The following is a 22,843-nucleotide window of genomic DNA, read 5'->3' as shown; positions in this document are numbered from 1 at the left end:
CTTTGCGAGTGCTCGCACAGATATACCGGCATCCCGGGGGCATCGCCCGGCGACACGCGGCTTCCCGCCGCCTGCCGGGAAGCGCCGCGGGCTTGAGGCTTCGCGGGGGTCAACTGGGGCGCGAGCGGGAAGCCATGGAGGATCCCGGCGTACCGCTTCCGGCCGGGACGGCGGGAAGGCTGAATGCTGATCAGGCGCCCGCTGGTTGCGAGAGGATGGGTAACGTCGCTCTACGTGGAGCGGGTTGAGCGCGGAGAGGGTGCGGATGCCTAAGCAGAGCAAAGTCGAGGAGGGCGTTCAGCCGGAACGCCGACTGGCTCGTCCGGGACCCGCGGCCGGTGGTCCGGAGGGGCTCCTGGGATTGCAGGCCAGTGTCGGCAACACCGCTGTGGTGGGCATGCTCCGCCGGGCCGGTCACCGCGGAGCGGCCGAGGAGCAGCACCAGCACGGGCCCGGGTGTGGTCAGGAGCAGGGGCCGGCCGTCCAGCGCTCCTCCGTTCACGACGTGCTGCGCGGTCCCGGCCGGGCGATGAGCCCTTCGACCCGTACGGAGATGGAGGCGCGGCTCGGCGCCGACTTCTCCGACGTGCGGATCCACGACGGCGCCGGGGCCAGGGCCTCGGCCGAGGGTGTGGGCGCCCGCGCCTACACGTCGGGCAGTCACGTGGTCATCGGTGCGGGAGGAGGCGACAAGCACACCCTCGCCCATGAGTTGACGCACGTGGTGCAGCAGCGTCAGGGGCCCGTGGCCGGTACGGACAACGGGGCGGGTCTCCGGGTCAGCGACCCGTCCGACCGGTTCGAGCGCGAGGCGGAGGCGAACGCACGGCGGGTGATGGCTCAGCCGATGCCCCAGCCGCTCCAGCGCGCTCACGAGCACGCCGCCCCGCACACCGACCGTGCCACCCCCGGAGGGACGGTGCAGCGGATGCCGAGCGCTCGTCCGACGGTGAACGCCGGCACCGCCGACGAATGGGAGGCGCACAACACGCAGGGCCGCACCGATGGCGTCGTCCTCAGCGGCCACGGCTCGTGGGACCGGGCGAACGCGGAGTTCCGGGTGCCCACGGGCGTGAAGTTGTACACGTACTGCATGCACGGGAACACCGTCCTCGACGCCAACGGGGCCCGTGTGGAGACCGGCGACAAGGACTTGCTGCCCCAGAGGATCCGCGACGGGCGCAACACCATGCCCGACTACACGATCCACGCTCCGGGCGGGCTGGACATTCACGGATCACCGGTGGCCGTCACCGCCACCGGCGCCGGCTACGACGTGCAGCTCGACCCGACCCAGGCCGCCACGGTGTCGGTGGCCGGCCTGACGGACCCGCAACTGGCCGGTCGCTCCATCACCTTCACCCACGACATCCAGCTGTCGGCGATTCTGAGGCCGGGAATGGGCGACGTCCACTTCGCCGCGTGCCTGCACCTGGATATTCCGGCCATGCGTGACAGGACGCGTAATCAGTCATAGAAGCCTTCTCCGGGATCGGCCGGTATTGATCTTCCGGCGTTGATCCTCCGGCACTGATCCTCCGGTGTCGATCCTCAGCGTGACGATGTCCGGTGACGTGACCGCGTTCGCGGTCCGCCCATGGAAAATGCCGCGCGCCGTGATCTTCGGCCATTCCGGCCGCCCCGTACGGCTGCACGCCGTTGGGGCCGGGTTGGCGGCCTGTTCGCGGTTCGAGTGTATTTCCAGAGTGTGTCGAGTGTTTTTTGTCATGGTGGGGTTTCTGGTGACGCCGAGAAATGCGGTGGGCGTGCCCCGAGGGGAAGGATCCGGTGTGAGTTGGCCAGCGCAGGTGACGGGGCAGCGGGTGTCCGCCGAGCTGTATGTCGAGGTACAGCAGTTCTACGCGCGGCAGATGCCGCTTCTTGAGGAGCGGCGGCTGGAGGAGTTCCTGGAGACGTTCACCGAGGACGGTTCGATCGAGCACCGGCCGGGCGGGTGGCGGATCGAGGGGCGTGAGCAGTTGCTCGCCGAGATGCGGCAGCGTCGCGGCGACCCTGACCAGCCTTTGGTCGAGGAGGTGTCGGCGCGTGAGGCGCGGGAGAAGAACATCGCGTACTACGACGGGCTGGTCTACCGCTACTGGTTCGACCGGATGCGTGTCGAGCCGCTGGGTGAGGGCGCTCTGCGGGTCAGGTATCAGGCCATCGTGAGCATGACCGACTTCGCCGGCAAGGTGAGTTTCGAGCCGACCACCGTCGTCGAGGACGTCCTGGTGGGTGTCGAGGGGGAGTTGTACACCCGCTCCCGGCTCGTCACCCATGACTCGCCCAACTGGGCGGACAAGATCCACAACCCGTCCTGAAGGAGCCGTTCCGGCAGCCGTGTCCCGGCGGCCCGCTTGCCGTGGAGGTTCTCTTGACCACTCGCCCGGTGCCGGCCGAGAGCCTGGGGCACTTCGCCGTCGACACCGCCCGTGGGTCCTGGTCGCGGACGGGTGACGTGGAGGGATGGCTGGCGGAGCGTCTGCGGGCGCATCGTTTCCGTGTCGACCGGATTCCCTTCTCCGCTCTGGAGGGCTGGTCCTTCGCCGAGGGAACCGGGAATCTCCGTCACCGCAGCGGGGGCTTCTTCAGTGTGGAGGGCCAGCGGGTCACGGTGGATTCCGGGCCGGTGCGGTGCTGGGAACAACCCGTCATCCACCAGCCGGAAGTGGGAATTCTGGGCATCCTGGTCAAGGAATTCGACGGGGTCGCGCACTTTCTCATGCAGGCCAAGATGGAGCCGGGCAACCGGAATCTGATCCAGCTCTCGCCCACCGTGCAGGCGACCTACAGCAATTACACCAAGGTGCACCGCGGAGCGGACGTGCCCTATCTCGATCACTTCCTGGCGCCCGCCCCCGGCAGTGTGGTGGCCGATGTCCTGCAATCCGAGCACGGGTCCTGGTTCCACCGGAAGCGGAACCGGAACATGATCGTCTTCACCCGTGACCAGGTGCCGCCGGCCGAGAACTTCCGCTGGCTGACGCTCGGGCAGATCGGCGAGCTGCTGCGCGCGGACAACGTGGTGAACATGGATGCCCGTACGGTCCTTTCCTGCCTGCCGTCGCCCGGCGCCGGGGATGCCAGGGAGGAGAGGGAAGCGCTGTCCTGGTTCACCGCGGAGCGCTCCCGTCACACCGTCCGTGCCGAACTGCGCCCCCTGAACTCCCTGGCGGGCTGGCGGAAGGGTCCCTTCGCCGTCGAGCACGAACGGGGCCGGTACTTCGACGTGGTGGCGGTGTCCGTCGAGGCCGGCAGCCGGGAGGTGGGCGGCTGGACCCAGCCGCTGATCGAGCCGCGCGGTCTGGGCGTCACCGCCTTCTTGACCCGCTGGGCCGACGGGGGCCCGCAGGTGCTCGTGCACGCCCGGGTCGAGGGCGGTTTCCGGAACACCGTGGAACTCTCTCCCACCGTCCAGTGCCTCCCGGACAACCATGCGTGGCTGCCGCCGGGCGACCGGCCCCCGTTCCTCGACGCGGTGCTGCGGGCCCGTCCCGAGCAGATCCACTACGAGGCCGTCCATTCCGAGGAGGGGGGACGCTTCCTCAACGCCGAGAGCCGCTACCTGCTGGTCGAGGCCGGCGAGGAGGACGTCCCCGACGTTCTGCCGCCCGGCTACCGGTGGGTCACTCCCGCTCTGCTCAGCCGTCTGGTGCGGCACAGCCACTACCTCAACGTCCAGGCGCGCAGCCTGCTCTCCGTGCTCACCACCGGGGCCTGCACGCTCGAGCGCGGGTCGAGCGGACAGGGCGACGATGTCGGACATGCTTCGACAGCTCGGCCCGCGCGCCCTCAACCGCACCTATCTTGAACGGCAGTTCCTCCTCCGGCGGAGCCCGGCCACCTCTCTGGAGGCCGTGGGGCACCTCGTGTGCCTGCAGGGCCAGGAGTCCAACTCCCCGTATCTGAGCCTGTGGTCCCGGCTCGCGCGCTTTGCGCACGGCGATCTCACGACGCTGCTCCAGGACCGCCTCGTCGTGCGCTCCAAGCTGCACCGCAACACCCAGCACCTGATCCTGGCCGACGACTTCCGCACGGTGCGGCCCCTGCTGGAGCCGGTGCTCAAGCGCGCCCGGCAGGGCGCCTTCGGCCGGGCCATCGCCGGTCTCGACCTCGCGGACCTCGCCGGAGCCGGGCGTGAACTGATGTCCGGCCAGGGAGTCACCCGCCCGCAGCTGGGCCGCCGGCTCTGCGAACGCTTCCCCGGGCGGGACCGGCAGGCACTGACGTACGCCGTGCAGTCCCTGGTCGCCCATGTGCACCCGCCGCCCAGCGGCACCTGGGGGGATCGGACGGCCACGCCTCTCGTCCTCGCCGAGGAGTGGATCGGCGGGCCCCTGGAGGCCGAACCCCGGATCGAGGACGTAGTGGTGAGGTATCTGGCGGCGCACGGTCCGGCGAGCGTGATGGATGTCCAGGCGTGGTCCGGGCTGACCCGGCTGCGGCCGGTGCTCGACGGCATGAGGGCGAGACTGCGCACGTACAGGGACACCTCGGGCCGGGAGCTCTTCGATCTGCCCGACGCCCCGATCGCCGAACCGGACGGGCCCGCGCCGGTGCGTTTCCTGCCCGCCTTCGACAACCTCATCCTGAGCCATGCCGACCGTACGCGGGTGATCGCCGACGAGGACCGGCAACGGGTGATCACCGGCAGCGAGGTGCGGCCCGTCTTCCTCGTCGACGGCTTCGTCAGGGGGATCTGGTCACTGCGGGCGGACGGCGGCGTACAGGTCACGCCCTATCGGCCCCTGACCTCACGGGAGGCCGACGAAACACGGCAGGAGGCCGAACTGCTGCTCGACTTCCTGGCGGAACCGGTCACCGGCCGCGTAGTGGAGGGAGCGGCCGAACCGAGGCCGCCGGTCGTGATCGAGTGAGACCGCCCGCGGCCCGCACAGGGGCTCGCCCCGTACGGGCCACGGACCGTCTCACACCTTCTCGGCGGCCTGCCCGCCGACGGTGTCCCACATCGCCCGCAGGGACTCGGGCAGGCTGTACCGGGGCTGCCAGCCCAGCCGCCGCCGGGCGAGTGAGGCGTCCACTTCGACCCAGTCCGCGCCGGGACTCTGGCTCCGCACCTCGGCCCGGCGCATCCGGACCGACTCCGGCGGCAGACCGCTGATGGCCACCAGGGTGCGGACCAGCTCCTGGATGTCCACCGCCTGGCCGCTGCCGATGTTGAACACCGGCTCGGGAACCTCGAGAGCGGCGGCGTCGCAGACCGCGGCGGCCGCGTCCCGGACGTCGACGTAGTCGCGGCGCGCCGGCGCCACCGTTATGTCGAGGCCCTCGGCCGGATCGGCCTGGCGCAGCCGGACGGCCAGCGAGCCGAGGAAGGTCTCCATCGAGGGGTGGGGCCCGATGGTGTTCGTCATCCGCAGCACCGTGCCCCGGCACTCGCCGCGTCGCACCGCGTCGAGTACGAGTCGCGAGGCGGCGAGCTTGGACCGCCCGTAGAGCGAGACCGGATCAGGCGTCACGTCCTCGCCGGTGGCGGCGCCCCGGGGGAGCGGACCGTACTCGTGGACGCTGCCCAGTTGAAGGAGCCGCACGGAGCCGGGAAGCAGCCTCAGCGCGGCGAGCAGGCGCTCCACCGGGCGCAGGTTGGCCCGGGTCATCTCCTCCTCGCTCCCGCCCCAGCCCAGGGTGGCGTTCACCACCGTGTCCACGCCCTCCTCGGCCAGTACCGAGGCCAGCTCGCTCGCGGTGGTGCGGCCGACGTCCAGGGACAGGAACCGGTGGCCGGGCGGCTGCGGGACCTCGCGACGGGCGATCGCGACGACTCGCGCACCCCGTTCCGCGAACGCGGCACAGACATGCCGGCCCACGCAGCCGGTTCCTCCCAGGACCGCGACCCGATGAGGCGGATGGGCCGTCAAGGTGTCCTCCTCCGGTCGCGGACGCAGTCCGCGTAGCGGGGCAGCAGTCCCAGGTCGGCGGCCGCGGCGAGATCGGGCGCGAGCCGGTCGCGCTCGGAGAGGAGCAGACCGACGTCCTGGGGCCAGGGAAGGGCGAGATCGGCGTCCAGCGGCGAGATGGCCTGCTCCAGTTCGGCGCGGTAGCCGGTGGACACCAGGTACGACATGACCGTGTCGTCCTCCAGGGCGAGGAAGGCATGCCCCACCCCCTGGGGGTAGTAACCCGCCCGACAGGTGTCCTCGTCCATCTCGATGCCGTCCCAGGCGCCGAACGTCGGGGAGCCCAGGCGGAGATCGACGACCACGTCGAGGGCCCGGCCGCGGGCGCAGTGGACGTACTTGGCCTGGCCCGGGGGAGCGGTGGTGAAGTGGATGCCGCGCAGCACCCCCCGAGCGGACCGGCTGTGGTTGGTCTGCGCCACGGGGAAGGGGTGACCGACCGCCGCGAGGAAGGAGGCTTCCTGCAACGGGGAGACGAACAGGCCCCGGGGATCGGCGTGGACCTCGGGGGTGAACTCGAAGGCGCCGCTCACGGCGAGTTCACGCGTACGCATGGCTGACCACCATCCTTGGGACAGGTTCGGACAAGTCCGCACGCCGTGGACCGTGCGGGCGCCGGCGCAGCGACGGCCGCCGCCCGCCTGCGACCGGCCCGGCTGCGGACGCGGCCGTCGCCCTGCGCGCGTGTGCGGCGAAGGGGCCGCCCGGCCGCATCACCCTCGCAGCCAGGACTTGAACCCCTGTCGAGTGCCGATAGGCCCCGGGGCGGGCGCAGCGGCCTCCACGGGCGCGCGAGCCGTCCTCCACGCGGGGCGCGCATTTTTCGGCTTCTCAACGACTTGGCCGAGGAGCGCCCATGGGAACGGCTCGATTCACCCCCTTGCGAACCAATGAGCAGTCCAGGCTGCCCTCACTGACCGGCCTGCGGTTCGTCGCGGCCCTGATGGTGTTCCTGTGCCACACGGGAACCAGTCTTCTCCCACGCCTGGAGAGCGGCCGGCCGGCCGAGTACCAGCGCTTCTTCGACTCCGCCGGACCCACGGGGGTGTCGTTCTTCTTCGTGCTCAGCGGCTTCATCCTCACCTGGGTGGCCCGCCCGGACGACAGCAGGCGAAGCTTCTGGCGGCGGCGTCTGGTGAAGATCTTCCCCAGCCACCTCGTCACCCTGGCCGCCGCCGTGATCCTCATGCTCGCAGCCGGTGTCGCGGTGACCTTCGCCAACACAGGACCCACCCTCCTTCTCGTCCAGGGCTGGATACCGTTGCAGGACGTCATCCTGAACTACGGCTCCAACACCCCCAGTTGGTCGCTGGCCTGCGAGCTGCTCTTCTACCTCGCGTTCCCCTGGCTCCTCGTCCTGGCCAGACGCATCAAGGCGCAGCGGCTGTGGGGCTGGGTGGCGGCCACGACCGCCGGCATCCTCGCGATCCCGCTCCTGGCCCAACTGCTGCCCGCCGAGCCCTACATGCCGCTGACGACGGACTCCTGGTGGGCGACCTGGTTCACGTACTACTTCCCCGGCACCCGGCTGCTGGAGTTCGTCCTCGGCATCCTGATGGCCCTGGTGGTCCTCAACAAGCGCTGGACAGGGCTCAGGCCCGCAACCGCCCTGCTGCTCGCGGCCGCCGCGTTCGTGGGCGGCGCCTACCTGCCCGGGGTGTACAGCTCGGTGGCCCCCACCGCGCTTCCGCTGGCTCTCGTGATCGCGGCGGTGGCGACGGCCGACGTGCGCGGCCGGCGCACCCTGTTCGACAACAAGGCGGCCATCTGGCTGGGAGAGATCTCGTACGCCTTCTACATGGTGCACTTCCTGGTGGTCTCCTACGGGCCCATCGGCGCCATCCACCCCGAGAACTGGGCGAAGCCGCTCAGCGTGGGGGCGGCCCTCGCCCTCGCCGGCTGGACCCTGGTGATCAGCCTCGTACTCGCCTGGCTGCTGCACGTCCTGGTCGAGAACCCGGCCATGCGCCGCTGGAGCCGGTCCGCCGCGGCGAGGACTCCCGAACCCGCGCCGGTTCCCGTACGCGGGGCGGAAGAGCCCGTGCGAGCCCCGGCCTCCGCGCCCTGACCCCCCGGCCCACGGGCCGACAACCCCGGCACCGCCCGGCCGGGCGGTGCCGGCGGCACCGCGCTCGAGCGGCACGCGAGCCGCGCTGGGTAGGAAGGTCCTATCGCCCGGCGCCGCGTCGGTGGAGCACTGAGGAGTGTTATGGAGTCCGTCGCCCCCGTCCTGTCGTGGCCCGAGGTGTCCGCCCGGCGACTGGACAGGAGTGCCCTTTCGGCCCCGTCCAAGACGGCCGGCCCCGCCGAGACCGTCGCCGCCCTGTGCGGCGCGCACGCCCAGGTCCTCTCGGGGGCCGAGCTCTCCATCGCGATGCGCCTCCAGGACGCCACCCGCAACGACGTCCGGGCCGCGCTGTGGGAGCACCGGACGCTGGTGAAGATGCACGGGCCTCGGGGCACGGTGCATCTGCTGCCGACCGCCGACCTGCCCATGTGGATCGGCGCTCTGGGCTCGATGCCGGGGACCGCCAGCCCCTTCGCGGCCGACGTGCGGATGACGCCGGATCAGACCGACGAGGTCGTCGCGGCCGTGGGGCAGGTGCTGGCGTCGGCGGAACTGACCATCGACGAGCTCAGCGAGGCCGTCGTCGAGGCGACCGGACCGTGGGCCGGCGACCTCGTCATGCCCGCCTTCCAGGGCCTGTGGCCACGCTGGCGGCAGGCCATGACCCTGGCCGGTCACCGGGGCGTCCTGTGCTTCGGGCCCAACCGGGGCCGCAAGGTGACCTACACCAACCCGCAGCGGTTCCTCCCCGGCTTCCGGCCCGCGGAGGGCGCGGTGGCACAGGCGCAGTTGGTCCACCGGTACCTGCACGCCTACGGGCCCGCGACGCCGCAGCACTTCGCCCAGTGGCTGAACATTCCGCGCGGCTGGGCCACCGAGCTGTTCCACTCCCTGGAGGGGGCGACGGAACGGGTGCGGTTCGGGGACACGACGGCCTGGGTGAACGCGGGGGACACCGCGATGCCCTCCACACCGCCCCGCGGCCTGCGCCTGCTGCCCTACTTCGACGCCTACGTGGTCGCCGGCCGGCCTCGTGAACTCCTCTACCCGGGCAGGGCCGCCGAGCGCGCCCTGGTCCCCAGCGGCCAGGCCGGCAACTATCCGGTGCTCCTGATCGACGGCGCCGTCGCGGGCGTGTGGCACCAGCGGCGTTCGGGCCGCCGGATCCACATCACGGTGGAGCCGCTGTCGCCGCTCGACGCCTCCGCGCTGCGCCGGCTCGACGAGGAGGTCGAGCGTGTCGGGGTGATTCTCGAGGGCAGGCCCGAGCTCGTCGTCGGAACGGTGACCACGGGCGCCCACGCGTGAGGGCCCGAGGCACGTGCGGACCGGCGGGCGCGGCCCGGACCACAGGGTGAGCCGGGCTTCGCGTCCGCGGCAGGGTCCGGCGGGCGGGGCCTGAACCGGATCAGTGCTCGGTACGCCGGGCGGGGCCTGGATCGGATCAGTGCTCGGTACGGCGGGCGGGACCTGAACCGGATCAGCGCACGGCGCACACCGGGCGGGCCCTGGACCGGATCAGCCGCTTCCGGTGCGACACGAGTGTCCCTCAAGGCTCCTGCCGGAGACTCGCGAAGACATTCGTCCCCTCTCACCGGAAAGGCGAAGAGGCCCATGAGCTCCGCCAGTGAAGCAGCGGCACCCCCCGTTGCCGACCCCCGGCGCTGGGTAGCCCTGGCCGTGTTGCTGACCGCGACGCTGCTGGACCTGCTCGACGCCACGATCATCAACATCGCCATCCCGACCATCCAGCGGGACATCGGCGCCTCCGACACGGCCGTCCAGTGGATCACCGCGGGGTACACGCTCTCCTTCGCCGTCGGACTCATCACGGGCGGCCGGCTCGGGGACATCTTCGGGCGCAAGAGGATCTTCCTGATCGCCGTGGTCGGGTTCACCGTCGCCTCGGCACTCTCCGGGATCGCCCTGGGGCCCGACATGCTGGTCGCCAGCCGTGTCTTCCAGGGGCTCACGGCCGCCCTGATGGTGCCTCAGGTCCTCGCGATCATGCAGGTCACCTTCCCGCCGCACGAGATGGGCAAGGCTTTCGGCATGTTCGGCGTCGTCTGCAGCATCGGCGCGGTCTCCGGACCCATCGTCGGCGCGCTGCTCACGGAGTGGAACCTGTTCGGCCTGGAGTGGCGTCCGATCTTCCTCGTCAACGTCCCCCTGGGCATCGCCGGCCTGATCCTCGGCAGGCGCTACCTCACCGAGTCGAAGGCGCCCTCGGCTCCACGGCTCGACCTCGCGGGGGTCGCCCTGGCGACCCTCGGCCTGCTGATGCTGCTGTATCCGCTCACCCGCGGTCAGGAACTGGGCTGGCCCCTGTGGACCGTGTCGTCCATGACCGCGAGCCTGCTCGTCTTCGTGCTGTTCCTCCTCCAGCAGCGCTCTCGGATCCGCCGCCGGGCCTTCCCCCTCGTCGAGCTGTCGCTCTTCAACATCAGAAGCTTCTCGGGCGGCATCTCGGTGCAGCTGATCTTCGGCACGTCCTTCGGGCTCTTCTCCCTGGCCGGGGCCCTCTACATGCAGGTCGGCCTGGGCTGGACGCCGCTGCGCGCCGCCCTGACCAGTCTGGTCTTCGGCGTGACCATGGCGGTCTCGGCCCTCGGCTCCCTCCAGAAGCTGGTGCCCAGGTTCGGCCGCAAGGTGCTCCAGGGCGGTGCGCTCCTGCTGATCGTCGGTCTGTCGCTCTACGGCTGGCAGGCGGACCGTTACGGCGTCGACATCACCCCCGCACATCTGATCGTGCCGCTCATCATCGCCGGTGCGGGCATGGGCATGATCATGGCCCCGCTGACGAGCGCGGTGCTCTCGCAGGTGCCCGGCGAGCACGCCGGCTCCGCGTCGGGCCTGGTCAACACGGTCAACCAGCTCGGCCTGTCCCTCGGCCTCGGCCTGACCTCGGTGGCGTTCTTCAACGTCGCCAAGGACCTGGGCTCCGAGTCCGCCTCGGACGGCGCTCCGTTCGTGGGCGCCTTCACCCACTCGCTGTGGTGGGTGATCGGCGGCATGGTGCTGGCCTTCTTGCTGATGTTCACCCTGCCCAAGGCGGCGCAGGCGCAGTTCGCCGCTCCCGAGCCCGCTGGGCCCGGCGACGACTCCACGGCGGACGCGGCGGCCCCCGGGACTGACGTGACTCCCGACCCTGAGGCGGCCCCCGCCCCCGAAGCGGTCTCCGTCCCCGACACGGCGCCCGTCCCCGAGGCGGTCTCCGCGTCCGCCCCAGGACCCCGCGCCCCGGAGGCCGCGTCCCGGCCCGTCGCCGAACACCACACCGGCTGAACCGAGCACACCCGCCCGAGAACACGGCCGCGGGCCCCCGCCCCCCAAGAGGCCGGGGGCCGCGGCCGTGGCTCATGCCGGGCCCGCTGGGATCACCAGGGCATCCGGCCACCGTCGTTGACGAACGCCCCGGTCGGCCCGCCTGAGTCGAGCGTGGCCACCCGGATCTCGACGGCCGCGCCCTCCGCCGCCGTCAGCTGTCCCACGCCGTGGTTGATGTCGGTGACGACGAAACCCGGCGAGCAGGCGTTGACCTTGACGGACGTGCCCCGCAGCTCGTTCGCGTACAGCACGGTCAGCATGTTCACCGCTGCTTTCGACACGGAGTAGCCGGTGATGGCGGGCATCTCGGACCCTTCGAGCCAGGCCGGAATGCCCATCTCGCTGGAGACGTTGACGATCCGGCCGGCCGGGGACCGGCGAAGCAGGGGGAGGAACGCGTTGGTGACCGCCACGAGACCGTAGACGTTGGTCTCGAAGGTGGTCCGCAGCGCGTCGAGCGACACATCGCTTGGTTGCGCGGCCGGCCACTCCACATTGATGCCGGCGTTGTTGACCAGGATGTCGAGACGCCCCCACCGCTCCTCGACCTGGTGCACCGCGGCCCGCACGGAGTCCTGGCACGTGACGTCCAGCGGCACATGGTGCGCGTCGACGCCCCCCGCGCGCAGGGTCTTCACGGCCGCCTCGCCGCGGGCCGCGTCCCGGGCGCCGACCAGGACGCGCATCCCCAGTTCGCCCAGCCCGCGGGCGGTCTCGTAGCCGATGCCCTTGTTGGCGCCGGTGATCAGGGCAGTCTTCACTGTGGCAGTCATACGGGGAGACTGACACGGGGCGCTCGGGCCCGGCTCGTCCCCAGCTCGGTGGAACGCCTCGTCCCAAGCCCGGCGGAACGCGGTACGCGGGAGGGGCCGCCGTTGCCGGTGGCCCCTCCCGCGTACCCGTTCCACCGTCAGACGGCGGCCCCACGGGGCTGGGCCTCGACGATGCTCAGGGACGACTCCGTGCCGATGACGCGCTCCACCTGGAACCCGGCCTCGGCGAGCAGCCCCACGTACTCCTCCTGCGTGCGCTCCTGGCCCCCGGCCATGACCAGCATGGCCAGGTCGAACGCCTTGCTGGGGTGCGGTGCGTCGCCGCCGGGGATGACCCGCTCGATCAGCAGCAGCCTGGCGTCCGCCTTCATGGCCCTGCGGATGCCGCCCAGGATCGAGACGACCTCCCCGTCCGTCCAGCCGTGCAGCACCGACTTCATCGTGTACAGGTCCCCACCGGCGGGGATCTCGCCGAAGATGTCCCCGCCGACGACCTCGCAGCGGTCCTCGATCCCGGTGTCCGCGATGCGGTTGCGCTCGACCACGTGCGGAAGGTCGAACAGCACGCCGCTCTCCCCGGGGCACGCCTCCAGCACGGTGGCGAGCAGGGTGCCGTCCCCGCCGCCCACGTCCACGATCCGGCCCGACCCGGCGAAGTCGTACGCCTTGACGATCGCCGCGCGCTCCACCCTGCTGTGCTCGTGCATCGCGGTGTCGAAGTCGGCGCCCTCCTCCGGGTGTTCCTTGAGGTACTCCCAGACGGGCTGCCCGAACGCCTTGGTGAACGTGCCCTCTCCCGTACGCAGCGCGTGCTGCGCGTACTGGAATGTCCGGGCGGTCAGCCGGCCCTGCTGGGCGAGTGTCGTGCGCACCGACAGCGGGTGGTCCGAACGCAGCCGCCGGCCGGTCTCGGTCAGCGAGAAACGGCCCGCGGAGTCCTCGTTGAACACTCCGCAGCCCGCGAGGGTGCGCAGGAGCCGGTGCAGGCTCGGCGCGTGCACCCCCGCGGGACCGGCCAGCTCGACCGCCGACCGGGGCTCCTCGGCCAGCAGGTCGGCCACCTTCAGCTCGGCCGCCAGATGCAGCGCGGCGGCGTAGATGAGGCCGTCGCCGAGTTCGAGGAGCCGCAGGCTGCCGTCCAGTTCGAGTGTGCTGTCCATGGGCCGCTCGCCCTCCTTGGTGGTGTGGGGACCGTGGTCGCCGAGGGTCGCCGTCATCAGCGGGCCACGGCTTCCACGAGACTGTCGGGGCCCGAGCTGTCGATGACCCGGGTCAGACGCAGACCGGACCGCTCCAGCAGCTCCTCGAACTCCGACCGGGTGCGCTGGCGGCCTGTGGTGCCCACCAGCGTCTCCAGGTCCAGGAGTTTGGCGACGGACGGCTCCGGCCCGTCCGGCACCACGGGCTCGCCCAGCAGGACGGTGGCGTGATCGGGCATCGCCGCCCGTACGTTGCGCAGGATCTCCACCGAGCGGTCGTCGTCCCAGTCGTGGACGACCGCCGTCAGGACGTACGCGTCGGCCCCGGCGGGGACCTTCTCGAAGAACGACCCGCCGACCACCTCGCAGCGGTCCGCGACGCCCGCGCCCGCCAGCACCGGGTGCGCACGCTCGACCACGTCCGGCAGGTCGAGCAGGATGCCCCGGAGGCCCGGGTGGGAGGACAGGATGCCGGCCAGATAGGCCCCGTTGCCGCCGCCGATGTCGGCGACCGTGCCGAACCTGCCGAAGTCGTAGGCGCCGAGGGTGGCGTAGATGGCCGAGGCGACGGAGGTCATCGCGCCGTCGAAGACCGCCGCATCCTCCGGATGGGTGCGGTAATAGTCGAACTGCGGCTCCCCGTGGGCCAGGACGAAGGCCGGCTCGCCCGAGCGCACGCTCTCCAGGAGGTGGCTCCAGGCCGCCCGGTGGAAGTGCGAGCCGAAGTGCGTCGCGAGGCCCCGCAGCGACGGCGAGCGGTCACCGCGCAGCAGTTCGCCCTGCGGCGTGAGGGCGAAGCGGCGGCCCGGCAGTTCGGCCAGCACCCCGAAGTCCGCCACGACCCGCAGCACCCGGTACAGGCTCGGGGCGTGCGCGTCGACCTCGGCGGCGATCTCCTCCACCGGCCGAGGCCCCCCGGCGAGCACGTCCGCCACCCCCAGGCGCGCCACCACACTGATGGCCTGAGTGACGAATCCCCCCATCAGCAGCGGCATCAGGGCCGCCTCCGCAGGCACCTCCGCCGATGTCGGCGGGTCCAGCTCGCTTGCCGTGTCGGTCATCGCCTCGTCCCCTTCGGGTGGCACCGGTACTGCTCTGTCGAAGCCACCGTGCAGGAGCGGCCTCAACCTCCGCTCGAGGCGTGCTGCATCCTCCGTACGGCCTCCAGGAGCCGTGCCCGTTCGCGCAGCGCGCCCGAGGGGGCCCACCCGGAGCGGACGGCGTCGCAGAACCGCTCCACGGTGTTGGCCACCTGGTCGTCGGCTGTCGCCCCGACCGTCCTGACACCGCACGCGTTCTCGACGCGGATCTCGGGGACGAGGTCCGCGGGAGGCGTGAAGGCCCGGTCGACGGTGATGCGCCCGGTGCTGCCCCAGAGCTCGTAACCGCTGCGGTAGGCGTGGGCCAGACCGAAGGACAGATGGGCGGTGACCCCGCCGGGGGTGCTCAGGAGCACGGCCCCCGCCGTGTCCACCCGGTGCCCCGGGGTCCGGGCCAGGTGCGCGCCCACCACCCGCAGCCCGGTCCCCAGGAAGTGGACGGCGGCCCCCACCGGGTAGACGCCGGTGTCCCTCAGCGCGCCGCCCCCCAGCTCCGGCCGGTACCGGATGTCCTCACGCGGCAGTTCGGGAATCGCGAACGCGGCCTGCAAGGAGCGCAGTTCGCCGATCGCGCCGTCCGCGAGCAGCTTCCTGACCACCTCGTGCTGGCTGTGCTGGGGGAACATCACGTTCTCCATCAGCGCCAGCCGGCGTCCGGCCGCGATCCGCAACAGCCGGTCCGTCTCCCGCACCCCGTCCGCCAGCGGCTTCTCGGCCAGCACGTGCTTGCCCGCCAGCAGGGCCGCCTCCGCCCACCGCGCGTGCAGCGCGGCCGGCAGCGGTACGTAGACGGCGTCGACGCCCTCGTCGCGCAGCAGCGCCTCATAGCCCTCTACGGCACGGCAGCCGTAGAGGCCGGCGGTCTCCCGGGCCCGCGAGCCACTCCGGCTGGCCACCGCCGCGACCCGGACACGGGGGGACGCGGCGAAGGCGGGGAGCATCCGGCGTCTGGCGATGTCGGCGCAGCCCAGCACGCCGATACGGACGGGGGCGGTCTGCTGGTCGGCGGCCAAGACGGCTCCTTCTCGCTGCGGAGGTGCGGAGGTGCGGAGGTGCCCTCGTACCGGGGCCCGGGTCCTTTGTCCCGCGCGCCGCAGGACCGCAGCTCGAGCGACTGTCGAGCCGTAGGGCCGAGAGTGACGCCACCCTTGCGGCGCACCGAGCGAGAGGAGACGCGATGAGCGAGACGGCCACCGGCCCCAGGGCCGCGGTCCGGACACCGGTCGGCACCTGGAAGGAGGAACTGTTCCTGACGCGCGGGACCTACACCAGCATTCTGCGCTTCACCGAGACCGGCGCGGCGCTGCTCCTGCGCGGCCCGCGTCCCGGGTGCGTGGGCGCGGGCCGCTGGGAGGCGACGGGCGACAACCGGTTCACCTTCCGGATCGCGGAGCTCGTGTTCGAGGAGGACGGCACGTACACCGGGTGGGTGGACATCGAGCAGCAGGTCGTCCTGGACGGCGACACCTTCACCAGCACCGGAGACTCCCACGTCTACGACGCGCAGGACCGCCTCCTGGAGGAGGCCGCGGTCACAGCGCGCGGCACCCGCCACTGACCCGCCCCGGCACCGGTGCGCGGCCGGGGCCACACGTCTCATGCGGTGCGCGAGCGGCTCTGTGCCGCCGCTCATGCCGGTGAACCCAAGGTGGCCGCGACCGACCGCGGGCCCACTCCCGACGTCCCCGACACTGGAGACACACGATGACTTCCGTCCAGCCCGACGTGAACGAACTGAGCAAGACGCTCTCGGAGCACATGAACGGCTACCTCTACACCGCCTGCCTCTACGCGGTGACCCGCTTCGGCGTGGCCGACCACCTCGTCGACGGCCCCCGCACCTCGTCGGAGCTGGCCGAGCTGACCGGAGTGAGCGGACCCCATCTGCACCGCGTCCTGCGCTACCTGGCGACGCGGGAGGTCTTCCGGGAGGACGCCCACGGCCGGTTCCACCTGACCCCGATGGCCGAACTGCTCCGCCCGGGCGTGCCCTCCTCCCTCCACGACAGCTTCCTGATGCTGGGCAACGAGGAGCTCTACTGGAAGCCCATGGGCAGACTGCACGAGACCGTCCGCACCGGCCACACCGTCTTCGACGACCTGTACGGCGCGCAGTTCTTCCCCTACCTCCAGACGGTCCCCGAGCTCGCCACCCTGTTCAACTCCGGGACCGCGGGGTTCTCCCGGCAGTGGATCGACCAGATCACCTCCACCTACGCCTTCCCCGCCGGCGCGAAGGTGCTGGACGTCGGCGGCGGACGGGGCGACCTGCTGCGCGGCGTGCTCACCGCCAACCCCGGCATCACCGGCACCCTGTACGACCAGGAGTCGGTCCTCGCCGAGCACCGCCTCGACGTGCCCGAGCTGTCCGGCCGCTGGAGCACCGAGGCCGGTGACTTCTTCACGAGCGTGCCCGCCGGCTACGACTACTACCTCCTGAAGTCGGTACTGCACGACTGGAGCGACGAGGACTGCCTGCGGATCCTGGAGTCGGTGCGCCGGGGCATGGGCGAGGGAAGCCGCCTGCTGGTCGTCGACCCGGTCATCCCCAGCGGCAACGAACCCGACGCGAGCAAGACCATCGACGCGATGATGATGGTCATCCACGACGGCAAGGAACGCACCGGGAAGGACTTCGAGGAGATCCTCGGCAAGGGCGGGTTCACCATCGACCGGATCGTGCCGACCCCCGGCCTGATGTCCGTCATCGAGGCGGTCGCCACCTGACCGGGGCGCCGCTCCCGCCCTCGCCGGGGCGGGACGGGCCGGGCGGGACCGGCAGGGCGGGACGGCCAGGGCCCTGAGCGCGGGCGCCACCTGCCGGCAGGGGCGCCATCTGGACCGCGGGGCCGGATCAGCCGCCGACCGGGGCCTTGGGGAAGAACTCGGCGTTCTGGACGTACTCCATCGCTTCCACGAACCGGGGATCCGACATCCGGCGCCGCTGCTCCTCGGGACCCACGTCCTGCACGTGCGTCTGGATCCACCACAGATTGCCCAGCGGGTCACGGACCCGTCCGACCCGGTCCCCGAAGAACAGCTCGGTCACCTCGGTCACCGAGGTGCCGCCCGCCTCGACGGCCCGCCGGTGCACGGCGTCGGCGTCCTCGACGAACAGGCGCAGGAACGCCGGGGTCGCCGGCCAGTGCGGCGCGTGCCGGTCGAACATCATCACCACCGCGTCCCCGATCCGGACCTCCGCGTGCTCGATCCGCCCGCCCGCCCCCACCAGACGGCTCAGCTCCTCGCCGCCGAAGGCTTCCTTCAGGTAGTCGATGAGCCGGGCGGCATCGGCCGAGATGATCCAGGGCGTCACTGCGGTGTAGCCGTCGGGGATCGCCTTGACGTCCATACCGTTCCTCCTCGCGTGAAATGTGCCGTGCTCCGCCCACGCTAGGCGCGGACGGGGAGGCCGAAGCGCGGTTACCGCATGTCCCGCCGAGGTTTCACCCGGGGGGCGTCTGTTCCCCTCTCTCGGCTTGACCGCAGACCGACCGGGCCTCCAGCAACCCCTCCTAGCGTGCGAGGACATGAGGATTTCCGTGTGAGGGGTTGCGAAATGAGCGAAGAGGACATCATCGATCTGGCGGCGCTCGGAGAGGACTTCGCCCGCGATCCGCATCCCGTCTACGCCGAGCTCCGCGCCAGGGGACCGGTCCACCGGGTGCTGCTGCCGGAGGGCTTCACCGCCTGGCTGGTCGTCGGGTACGAGGCCGCGCGGGCGGCACTGGCCGACCCCCGCCTCTCCAACGACATGCGCAACGCGAAGGACGCGGATCTCACCGACCTCGTGGCCGACACCCCGAACATGCTCATGTCCGACCCGCCCCGGCACACCCGCCTGCGCAAGCTGGTCGTGAAGGAGTTCACCCCTCGGCGCATCCGCGCCCTCGAAGGCCGCGTCGAGCAGATCACCCATGAGCTGATCGACGCGATGCTGGCCCGCCCCGAGGGCACCGCCGACCTCGTCACCGACTTCGCCTATCCGCTGCCCGCGACGGTCATCTGCGAACTGCTCGGCGTCCCGTTCGACGACCGGGGCAAGTTCCACGCCTGGTCCACCGAAATCACCAAGCGCCTCGGCGACGGCGGAGCACAGACCGCCATGGGCGAACTGGTGGGCTATCTGACGGCGCTCCTGGAGGACAAACGCGAGCGGCCGGGCGACGACCTGCTCAGCGCCCTGGTCCAGACGAGCGGCGAGGACGAGGACACGCTGTCCACCGAAGAGCTGGTCGGCATGGCGGTCCTCCTGCTCATCGCCGGCCAGGAGACGACGACCGGGCTCATCGCCAACGGCATGCTGGCCCTGCTGCGCCACCCCGACCAACTGGCCGACCTGCGGGCCGACTTCTCCCTGCTGGAGGGTGCGGTGGAGGAGATGCTGCGCTACAGCGGGCCGACCGGCACATCGCTGCACCGCTTCACCACGGCCGCCGTGGACATCGGGGGAGTGGTCATTCCGGGCGGCGGCGAACTGGTGCTGATCGGCAACACACCGGCCAACCAGGACCCGGAACGCTTCCCCGACGCCTCCCGCTTCGACATCCGCCGCGACGCCGGCGGCCACCTGGCCTTCGGGCACGGCATCCACGCCTGCTTCGGGGCCCCGCTGGCGCGCGTGGAGGCCAGGGCCGCGGTGCGCGCCCTGCTGGAGCGCTGCCCCGACCTCACCCTGGACATCGACCCGGGCGCCCTCAAGTGGCACCCCAGCGTCATGATGCGCGGTCTGACCGACCTCCCGGTGCGCGTCCGCGCCACCGTACCGGCCGGCTGACCCCGCCCGCCCGCTCCGCCCACCGCGCACGACGGCGCCCCGTCCCCTCGCAGGGGCCGGGGCGCCGTTCGCCGTGCTCAGCGATCCGTGCCGAACCGGACGGGCAACCGCTCCAGGCTGCGGAGGAAGAGCGTCGGCGGACGCCAGGCGAACTGCTCGGGGTCGATGTCCAGGGCGAGGCCGGGGCAGCGCTCCAGGAGCGAACGCAGCGCGATGCCCGCCTCCAGCTTGGCCAGCGGGGCGCCGATGCAGGCATGGATGCCGTGCCCGAACCCGATGTGACCGCGAAGCTCGCGCGGGTCCCGCAGGATGTTGAAGCTCTCGGGATCGGAGAACCGCTCCGGGTCGCGCGACGCGGAGGCGAGCCCGGACATGACCACCTCGCCGGCGGGTATCTCCGTGCCCCCGATGACGACGGTTTCGGTGGTGTACCGGAAGGCCGACACCTCCACCGGCCCCTCGTAGCGCATCGTCTCCTCGATCGCGCTGTCGAGGAGGGAGTAGTCCGCCCGCAGGGCGGCGAGCTGCTCGGGGTGCCGCAGCAGGGTCGCCACCGCGCTGGCGATCAGGTTGTTCGTGGTCTCGTGCCCGGCCACGAGCAACAGGAAGGCCATACCGAACAGTTCCTGGTCCGTCAGCCGGTCGCCGGCGTCGGTCGTGCGCACCAGATCGCCCAGCAGATCGTTCCCGTTGTCGGCCCGCTTGCCGGCGATGAGGCTCCCCAGGTATCCGGCCATGGCCTCGCCGGCCGCTTGCCCGGCCTCCTGGGACGGCGGCGCCGACATCTCGCTCGACCAGCGGTGGAAGTCCTCACGGTCCTTCTCCGGTACGCCGAAGAGCTCGCAGATGACGGCCAGCGGCAACTGGAGGCTGAACGACCTCACCAGGTCGGCGCGCCCCGCCGGCACCATGGCGTCCAGGAGTTCGTCGGTGATCTCCTGGATCCGGGGCCGCAGCGCCTCGATGCGCCGCGGGGTGAACTCCTTGGCGACCAGCCTGCGCAGCCGGGTGTGGTCGGGCGGATCGGCCTGCAGCATGTTGGTGCCGATCGCGCTGCGGCCCATGTCGGGCCAGGCGGTCAGGTAGCGCGCGTCCGTGCTGAACCGCCGGTCCTTCATCATGGCCCGCGCCTCGTGGGGATCCACGATCAGCCAGCCGATCCTGCCGTCCATGACCCGGGCGCGGTGGACGGGTCCGAGCGCCCGCAGCTTTGCGAAGTACGGATAGGGGTTCGCGGTGAACGCGGGGTCGGCCCCGGTCAGGTCGGCGATGATCTCCGTCCCGGCAGGGGCTTCGTGGACACGGGGTGCCGGCGTCGCTTCTGCTTCGGTCTGCGTCATGGCCGAAAGGTAGGGGAGCCCACTCGATCGGCGCTCAGGAACGACTCATGCCGGAGGCGGCAGACCCCGCGGGACGCACATGAGCCGGCCGCCGCCCACCGGCCCCCGCCTCGAGCCGCCCTCGACCCGCGGGTGTGAGCCTGCCGCCGCACCGTCGCGACCCGCCCTGCGGTGCGGGGGCCGAAACCCGCCCCTGGGGATCACCCCGGCCCAGCACACGGAGGAGCAACCCATGCGCGTGATGATCGTTGTGTGGCCCCTGACGTCACATCTCTACCCCGCCCTCCCCCTGGCCCACGCGCTTCAGGGCGCCGGGCACGAGGTCCGGATCGCCTCGCACCCCTCCCTCACCCCGGCGGTCACGGGAGCGGGACTGACCGCCGTTCCCCTCGGCACGCCCGAAACCATCGCATCGCCCACCACCGTGGGCGACGCCATCCTCTCCGAGGACCACCGCGACCGGCTGGCGAAGGCGCTCGCCGTCGACCCCGTCCGCGAGGCCGACATCTGGGACACGCTGAGCACCTACACGCTGGCCTCCTCCCGCGTCTTCCACCCGGCCGACGCCGCCGGGACCTCGGGCTGGGGCGGAGTGGACGACCTGGTGGACGCGGCCCGCGCCTGGCAGCCGCACCTGGTCCTGTGGGACCCCAACTGGCCGGGCGCCGCGGTCGCCGCCACCGCCTGCGGAGCCGCACACGGCAGGCTGCTGTGGGGCGGCGACTTCCTCGGCTGGGCCGACCTCCGCAGCCACGAGCACCGCGACGACCTGGCGGCGGCCGGCCTCGACCACCCGGTCACCGAGACCGTACGGGCCTCCGCCGAACGCCACGGCGTCGAGGTCGACGACACCCTGGTCCTCGGGCAGTTCACCCTGGACCCGAACCCGCCGGACATGCGGCTGCCCAGCAGGGCCCGCACCGTACCGCTGCGACGCGTCCCCTACACGGGCTCCTCGGAGGTCCCCGACTGGCTGCGTGCGGCCCCCACCCGCCCGCGCGTGGCCCTGTCGCTGGGAGTCACCCAGCGGATGTTCGCCAACGACAAGGTGATGATCCCCGCCCTGCTGGACATGGTGGACGGGCTGGACATCGAGGTGATCGCCACACTCGACGCCGCCCAGACGCAGGGACTGCGCCTGCCCGGCAACGTACGCACCGTCGACTACCTCCCGCTGAACCTGCTCCTTCCGAGCTGCGCGGTGATCGTCCACCACGGCGGCATCGGCACCACCTCGGCCGCCGTGGCCCACCAGGTGCCCCAGCTCGCCGTGGTGGACGACCGGGGCATCGCGTACGCCCCCAACGCCGAGTACGTGGTGCGCCACGGGGCCGGCCTGCACGCGCACCCGGTGCACCTGTCCGCCCAGGAGATGCGCGCCCAGCTCCTGCGACTCCTGGAGGAGCCCTCCTTCCGGGAGGGGGCCCGCCGGGTGCACGCCGACTGGCTGGCGATGCCGAGCCCCCACGACACCGTGCCGCTGCTGGAGGACCTCGTCGCACACCACCGGGACCGGGGCTGAGGGTTCACCGGTGCTCCGCTCCCGACCCAGAGCCGCTCAAGCCTGCACGCCGACACTCACCACGCCGCGCGGACCGGTCGCACCCGGTCCGCGCACCTCGGCGTCCCGGCGGCGGCTCACCGGCCCGCTGAGACGCAGGGCCACCGAGTCCGGACCAGCCCCGCCACCCCCTCATCAGCGAGGAGCAGCCCGTTATGACGACGGCTACCAACCGCCAGGACTTCAAGGTCGCCGACCTTTCTCTCGCCGCCTTCGGCCGTAAGGAGATCACTCTCGCCGAGCACGAGATGCCCGGCCTGATGTCGATCCGCAGGGAGTTCGCCGCCACCCAGCCGCTGGCCGGCGCCCGGATCACCGGATCGCTGCACATGACCGTGCAGACCGCCGTGCTCATCGAGACCCTCGTCGCCCTCGGCGCCGATGTGCGCTGGGCCTCCTGCAACATCTTCTCCACCCAGGACCACGCCGCCGCGGCCATCGCCGTCGGCCCGAACGGCACCCCGGAGGCCCCGGCGGGCGTTCCGGTCTTCGCCTGGAAGGGCGAGACGCTGGAGGAGTACTGGTGGTGCACGGAGCAGGCGCTGACCTGGCCGAACACCCCCACCGGCGGCCCGAACATGATCCTGGACGACGGTGGCGACGCCACTCTCCTGGTCCACAAGGGCGTCGAGTTCGAGAAGGCCGGTACGGCCCCGGATCCGTCGACGGCGGACAGTGAGGAGTACGCGCACATCCTCACCCTGCTGAACCGCACCCTCGGTGAGGCCCCGCAGAAGTGGACCCAGCTGGCGTCCGAGATCCGCGGCGTGACGGAGGAGA

General features: G+C 71.7%; 20 protein-coding genes. 12 read left to right on the top strand and 8 right to left on the bottom strand.

Annotated elements, in window-relative coordinates; all coding sequences use genetic code 11:
- Nucleotides 1–361 precede the first annotated feature (361 nt).
- The 4 genes from ACLJPL_RS25650 to ACLJPL_RS25635 all read left to right on the top strand — a co-directional run bounded on the left by ACLJPL_RS25650 (nt 362) and on the right by ACLJPL_RS25635 (nt 4,877).
- Nucleotides 362–1,477 (top strand): DUF4157 domain-containing protein, encoded by a 1,116-nt coding sequence (locus ACLJPL_RS25650; protein ID WP_411083296.1) that lies wholly within the window; start codon nt 362–364, stop codon nt 1,475–1,477.
- Between the two features lie 313 nt (nt 1,478–1,790).
- The gene (locus ACLJPL_RS25645; protein ID WP_411083295.1) at nt 1,791–2,321 is read left to right on the top strand and encodes a nuclear transport factor 2 family protein; all 531 of its coding nucleotides are present in this window, start codon (nt 1,791–1,793) and stop codon (nt 2,319–2,321) included.
- A 53-nt stretch (nt 2,322–2,374) separates the two neighbouring features.
- Nucleotides 2,375–3,811, top strand: coding sequence for an NDP-hexose 2,3-dehydratase family protein (locus tag ACLJPL_RS25640; protein ID WP_411083294.1), 1,437 nt, complete (start codon nt 2,375–2,377; stop codon nt 3,809–3,811).
- Nucleotides 3,765–4,877 (top strand): winged helix DNA-binding domain-containing protein, encoded by a 1,113-nt coding sequence (locus ACLJPL_RS25635; RefSeq protein ID WP_411083293.1) that lies wholly within the window; start codon nt 3,765–3,767, stop codon nt 4,875–4,877. Before ACLJPL_RS25640 ends, ACLJPL_RS25635 begins: the two co-directional genes overlap by 47 nt.
- 51 nt (nt 4,878–4,928) lie before the next feature.
- On the opposite strand, the gene ACLJPL_RS25630 is transcribed toward ACLJPL_RS25635, so the two are convergent.
- Nucleotides 4,929–5,879, bottom strand: coding sequence for an NAD-dependent epimerase/dehydratase family protein (locus ACLJPL_RS25630; RefSeq protein WP_411083292.1), 951 nt, complete (start codon nt 5,877–5,879; stop codon nt 4,929–4,931).
- Nucleotides 5,876–6,472, bottom strand: a complete 597-nt coding sequence (locus ACLJPL_RS25625; protein ID WP_411083291.1) for a dTDP-4-dehydrorhamnose 3,5-epimerase family protein — start codon at nt 6,470–6,472, stop codon at nt 5,876–5,878. The genes ACLJPL_RS25630 and ACLJPL_RS25625 overlap by 4 nt, the downstream gene beginning before the upstream one ends.
- 326 nt (nt 6,473–6,798) lie before the next feature.
- Here ACLJPL_RS25625 and ACLJPL_RS25620 point away from each other — a divergent pair, with 326 nt between their 5' ends.
- The 3 genes from ACLJPL_RS25620 to ACLJPL_RS25610 all read left to right on the top strand — a co-directional run bounded on the left by ACLJPL_RS25620 (nt 6,799) and on the right by ACLJPL_RS25610 (nt 11,271).
- Nucleotides 6,799–7,986: an acyltransferase family protein gene (locus ACLJPL_RS25620; RefSeq protein WP_411083290.1), complete on the top strand. Its 1,188-nt coding sequence runs from the start codon at nt 6,799–6,801 to the stop codon at nt 7,984–7,986.
- Between the two features lie 141 nt (nt 7,987–8,127).
- Nucleotides 8,128–9,294 (top strand): winged helix DNA-binding domain-containing protein, encoded by a 1,167-nt coding sequence (locus ACLJPL_RS25615; RefSeq protein ID WP_411083289.1) that lies wholly within the window; start codon nt 8,128–8,130, stop codon nt 9,292–9,294.
- Between the two features lie 306 nt (nt 9,295–9,600).
- Nucleotides 9,601–11,271 (top strand): MFS transporter, encoded by a 1,671-nt coding sequence (locus ACLJPL_RS25610; RefSeq protein WP_411083288.1) that lies wholly within the window; start codon nt 9,601–9,603, stop codon nt 11,269–11,271.
- Nucleotides 11,272–11,363: 92 nt separating this feature from the next.
- Here the strand turns inward: ACLJPL_RS25610 and ACLJPL_RS25605 are convergent, their stop codons facing one another.
- From ACLJPL_RS25605 to ACLJPL_RS25590, 4 genes are all read right to left on the bottom strand, one after another.
- Entirely contained in the window at nt 11,364–12,086 is a 723-nt protein-coding gene (locus tag ACLJPL_RS25605; protein WP_411083287.1) for an SDR family oxidoreductase, read from the bottom strand.
- A gap of 137 nt (nt 12,087–12,223) precedes the next feature.
- Nucleotides 12,224–13,246 carry a methyltransferase gene (locus ACLJPL_RS25600; protein WP_411083286.1) on the bottom strand — a complete coding sequence of 341 codons (1,023 nt, stop codon included), beginning with the start codon at nt 13,244–13,246 and terminating at the stop codon, nt 12,224–12,226.
- A 56-nt stretch (nt 13,247–13,302) separates the two neighbouring features.
- Nucleotides 13,303–14,346: a methyltransferase gene (locus ACLJPL_RS25595; RefSeq protein WP_411083285.1), complete on the bottom strand. Its 1,044-nt coding sequence runs from the start codon at nt 14,344–14,346 to the stop codon at nt 13,303–13,305.
- Between the two features lie 62 nt (nt 14,347–14,408).
- On the bottom strand, nt 14,409–15,398 hold the full coding sequence (locus ACLJPL_RS25590; RefSeq protein WP_411083284.1) for a Gfo/Idh/MocA family protein: 990 nt from the start codon (nt 15,396–15,398) through the stop codon (nt 14,409–14,411).
- 164 nt (nt 15,399–15,562) lie between these two features.
- Here ACLJPL_RS25590 and ACLJPL_RS25585 point away from each other — a divergent pair, with 164 nt between their 5' ends.
- Both ACLJPL_RS25585 and ACLJPL_RS25580 read left to right on the top strand, forming a co-directional pair.
- Nucleotides 15,563–15,943: a hypothetical protein gene (locus ACLJPL_RS25585; RefSeq protein WP_411083283.1), complete on the top strand. Its 381-nt coding sequence runs from the start codon at nt 15,563–15,565 to the stop codon at nt 15,941–15,943.
- Between the two features lie 146 nt (nt 15,944–16,089).
- Entirely contained in the window at nt 16,090–17,112 is a 1,023-nt protein-coding gene (locus tag ACLJPL_RS25580) for a methyltransferase (protein ID WP_411083282.1), read from the top strand.
- A gap of 127 nt (nt 17,113–17,239) precedes the next feature.
- On the opposite strand, the gene ACLJPL_RS25575 is transcribed toward ACLJPL_RS25580, so the two are convergent.
- A complete protein-coding gene (locus tag ACLJPL_RS25575) occupies nt 17,240–17,737 on the bottom strand; it encodes a VOC family protein (protein ID WP_411083281.1) in 498 nt (165 codons plus the stop codon).
- A gap of 207 nt (nt 17,738–17,944) precedes the next feature.
- On the opposite strand from ACLJPL_RS25575, the gene ACLJPL_RS25570 reads away from it, so the two are divergent.
- On the top strand, nt 17,945–19,162 hold the full coding sequence (locus tag ACLJPL_RS25570) for a cytochrome P450 family protein (RefSeq protein WP_411083280.1): 1,218 nt from the start codon (nt 17,945–17,947) through the stop codon (nt 19,160–19,162).
- Nucleotides 19,163–19,239: 77 nt separating this feature from the next.
- Here the strand turns inward: ACLJPL_RS25570 and ACLJPL_RS25565 are convergent, their stop codons facing one another.
- Nucleotides 19,240–20,502 carry a cytochrome P450 family protein gene (locus ACLJPL_RS25565; protein ID WP_411083279.1) on the bottom strand — a complete coding sequence of 421 codons (1,263 nt, stop codon included), beginning with the start codon at nt 20,500–20,502 and terminating at the stop codon, nt 19,240–19,242.
- A 232-nt stretch (nt 20,503–20,734) separates the two neighbouring features.
- Here ACLJPL_RS25565 and ACLJPL_RS25560 point away from each other — a divergent pair, with 232 nt between their 5' ends.
- Together ACLJPL_RS25560 and ACLJPL_RS25555 are read left to right on the top strand one after the other, a co-directional pair.
- A complete protein-coding gene (locus ACLJPL_RS25560; RefSeq protein ID WP_411083278.1) occupies nt 20,735–22,024 on the top strand; it encodes a nucleotide disphospho-sugar-binding domain-containing protein in 1,290 nt (429 codons plus the stop codon).
- 194 nt (nt 22,025–22,218) lie between these two features.
- A partial coding sequence (locus ACLJPL_RS25555; protein WP_411083277.1) for an adenosylhomocysteinase occupies nt 22,219–22,843 on the top strand: 625 nt, incomplete at its 3' end.

This window comes from Streptomyces sp. cmx-18-6 (genome assembly GCF_046548915.1).
In the GTDB taxonomy this organism is placed as follows: Bacteria; Actinomycetota; Actinomycetes; order Streptomycetales; family Streptomycetaceae; genus Streptomyces.
Note: the sequence above shows the minus strand (reverse complement) of the source record. Positions and strands in the feature narration are given on the sequence as shown.

Coding starts and splice junctions, on each gene's coding strand:
- ACLJPL_RS25635 (WP_411083293.1), top strand. CDS start 3,765: ATGCTTCGACAGCTCGGCCCGCGCGCCCTCAACCGCACCTATCTTGAA.
- ACLJPL_RS25625 (WP_411083291.1), bottom strand. CDS start 6,472: ATGCGTACGCGTGAACTCGCCGTGAGCGGCGCCTTCGAGTTCACCCCC.
- ACLJPL_RS25615 (WP_411083289.1), top strand. CDS start 8,128: ATGGAGTCCGTCGCCCCCGTCCTGTCGTGGCCCGAGGTGTCCGCCCGG.
- ACLJPL_RS25610 (WP_411083288.1), top strand. CDS start 9,601: ATGAGCTCCGCCAGTGAAGCAGCGGCACCCCCCGTTGCCGACCCCCGG.
- ACLJPL_RS25605 (WP_411083287.1), bottom strand. CDS start 12,086: ATGACTGCCACAGTGAAGACTGCCCTGATCACCGGCGCCAACAAGGGC.
- ACLJPL_RS25600 (WP_411083286.1), bottom strand. CDS start 13,246: ATGGACAGCACACTCGAACTGGACGGCAGCCTGCGGCTCCTCGAACTC.
- ACLJPL_RS25595 (WP_411083285.1), bottom strand. CDS start 14,346: ATGACCGACACGGCAAGCGAGCTGGACCCGCCGACATCGGCGGAGGTG.
- ACLJPL_RS25585 (WP_411083283.1), top strand. CDS start 15,563: ATGAGCGAGACGGCCACCGGCCCCAGGGCCGCGGTCCGGACACCGGTC.
- ACLJPL_RS25580 (WP_411083282.1), top strand. CDS start 16,090: ATGACTTCCGTCCAGCCCGACGTGAACGAACTGAGCAAGACGCTCTCG.
- ACLJPL_RS25575 (WP_411083281.1), bottom strand. CDS start 17,737: ATGGACGTCAAGGCGATCCCCGACGGCTACACCGCAGTGACGCCCTGG.
- ACLJPL_RS25570 (WP_411083280.1), top strand. CDS start 17,945: ATGAGCGAAGAGGACATCATCGATCTGGCGGCGCTCGGAGAGGACTTC.
- ACLJPL_RS25565 (WP_411083279.1), bottom strand. CDS start 20,502: ATGACGCAGACCGAAGCAGAAGCGACGCCGGCACCCCGTGTCCACGAA.
- ACLJPL_RS25560 (WP_411083278.1), top strand. CDS start 20,735: ATGCGCGTGATGATCGTTGTGTGGCCCCTGACGTCACATCTCTACCCC.